Annotated in this window: 1 protein-coding gene; it reads left to right on the top strand. The window is 37.2% G+C overall.

The annotated features are described in order from the left end of the window. On the top strand, positions 1–2430 hold a 2430-nt coding region (locus AACS18_RS14850), incomplete at its 5' end, for a DNA repair protein (protein ID WP_181363290.1). Positions 2431–2522 lie beyond the last annotated feature (92 nt).

Raw genomic sequence — 2522 nt, 5'->3', positions numbered from 1 at the left:
GATAAAGACTTCTCCGTAACTATGGAGCATAAAATATTATCCTCGCTTGTAAAGCGGACTCATGAACTGAAAGTCTTGCGTGGAAAAAATAAAACATCGCATGATGTACTTATTGAACAATTATCTATACTCCCAGAGATACAATTACATTTTAATTTAATCGCCGAAATTCAACCTAAACTTTCCAAGCTTAGTAAGGGAGTTCTAGATGCTCAGCGCTATCAAACACTATTGGCATCAAATAATAAGTGTCTAAGTGAACTACAGAATACAAGTAAACGCTTAGAGATGCTAATCGAGCTTGAAAGCTTTGTTGAGGAATACGCCAATGTAGAGTCAGAGTTAATAACAGCAATAGAAAAACAGAATACTCTCGCCAAGCAACACCAGGGTAACGTTTCTTTGCTTGAGGTATTTGAGGCATCAGAGATACAACAAAATAAAGATTTGGCTGAAGTTGACTCTCGTTCGATGTTTTTAAAAAATGCCATTCAAAACAGCGACAGAATATATGCAGAAATATCAACTCATAATGAACGTCTGGCTCTACTAAAATCCCAGGTGTCTGAAAAAGATTTGGCACTAAACTTGGACAAGGCTCAATACGAAAACTTAGAGTCTGAACTAACAAAAGTTTCTGCACTTAAAATAACTGCACACTCGTTGTTGACTTCTGATATTAGCGCTATCAAATTCGATGATTTGAAGCTTCAGAAGTTAACCAATTTATCTGCAGAGCTTGATACTTGGGCAAGGCATGACAAAACCATCCAGGCTACTCAACATTCGCTGAATGAGCAAATGGACCTTCACGAGCGTCTTATTGCCATGGGTTTGGATTACCTGAGTTTGTGGCCTACGCAAACATGTCCTCTCTGCAATAAGCCACATGAATCTACCGAAACGCTTAGAGCTCAAGTAAAAAACAATGCGATTTTGTCAAATCTTAGTAGAGATAATTCCGAGAAGTTGGCAGCATCGAGCAAACGCCAAAATGATTTGAAGAAAAGTATTGAAACGATTACTCTCGAGGCTCTTGAAGCCCAATCGAAGCGGCTCACAGAACTGCGTATAAACGTGAATGAGTTAGGTGCAAAGCGAACTACATTGGAGCTTGAAAAAACAAATTTAGTTGCTGAAATAAATGCTGTAGAGAAAAAAATTAGCGATCTTCAAGGTTCTGTCTGGGGATTAGTTAAAACCGAACTCATTTCTCGTGCAGAAGGAGAGATTAACTCCCTTTCAGATAGACGAAAAGTACTCTTAGCTAAACAAAGTGAGCTCAGAGAACATATAGATAGGACAAAATCATTACTAGTCAAAAATACTAGTTCTATAAACTCCTGTAAAACCTATATTGAGTCCCTAACCTCTCGACTACCCTACAAGAAAATTAGGGAGTATCTCAAAGATAATGGTTTGCCATCAGATGGGCTTAAAACACATCTCCATAAAAACAAAGTTGATTTAGAAGCAATAAAAGACAAGCAAAAATCTGATGCAGATGAATTTCTTAAAGAATGTAACACGTTACATGAGACTATGCTTGCTGATGGCAATTGGATTGATTTATCAACATTAACACTCCAAAAAGAACTTGCGGAAGCAGATTTAACAAAGTCTCAATCAGTAGTGGTGAAATTTTTTGAGGGTTTAAGTGAAACCATTGGGAAACAAACAGACAAATCATTAACAGAAATACAAGAAACTATATCCATAAAAATAAGCGAGCTAGCTTCTCACATTGAGAGTCTTGATAATAAATCAAACAAACTCCAAGTACTCATGGAGCTGTTTAATGCACTAAAACCATATTTCACCCACATCTCATCACAAGAGAAACTTGTGAAAATAGAGGAGAAAATAAAAGAGCATTCTCATGTGGACATAGCTCTAACCAATGAAAGAAATATTGTGATATCAAAATTAAAAGAACTCGTTGATAATTTTTTCTATGAAGATCTTATCAATTCTATCTATAGAAAAATAGACCCACACCCGTCCTTTAAGAAAGTAGCATTCAAACCTGACTTCGACTCAGACAAGCCTGGTCTTAATCTTGTTGTAAATGACAGCGCTGGTGAATCAATTTCACCAATCCTATATTTCAGCTCTGCTCAATCAAATATTTTAAGTCTAAGCGTTTTCTTGGCGAATGCGCTCCATGCCAAAGATGATGAGGGTAATTCCGTAGATGTTATAATGATTGATGACCCTATTCAGTCTATGGACTCAATTAACATTTTGTCTACCATTGACCTTCTTCGTAGTATTTGTCTTAGATTCGGTAAACAAATTATCATCTCAACCCATGACGAAAACTTTTTTGGGCTTCTACAGAGGAAGCTCCCATCCGAAGTTTTGGGTTCTAAGTTTCTTAAACTGGAAAAGTTTGGTGTTGTTGTTCCTGTAAAACCATTTACTAATTGAGTCCCAGTGTAGTGGTCAAGAATACTGACCACTATTTTCTAAACAGCGGCTTGGGAGGACGACCAAGATCACTCATGGCGGGCAATAGGATG

The organism is Aeromonas sp. HMWF015, from assembly GCF_963878965.1.
GTDB classification, from domain to species: Bacteria; Pseudomonadota; Gammaproteobacteria; order Enterobacterales; family Aeromonadaceae; genus Aeromonas; species Aeromonas veronii.
The sequence above is the reverse complement of the archived record's forward strand: the minus strand, read 5'-3'. Positions and strand labels throughout refer to the sequence as shown.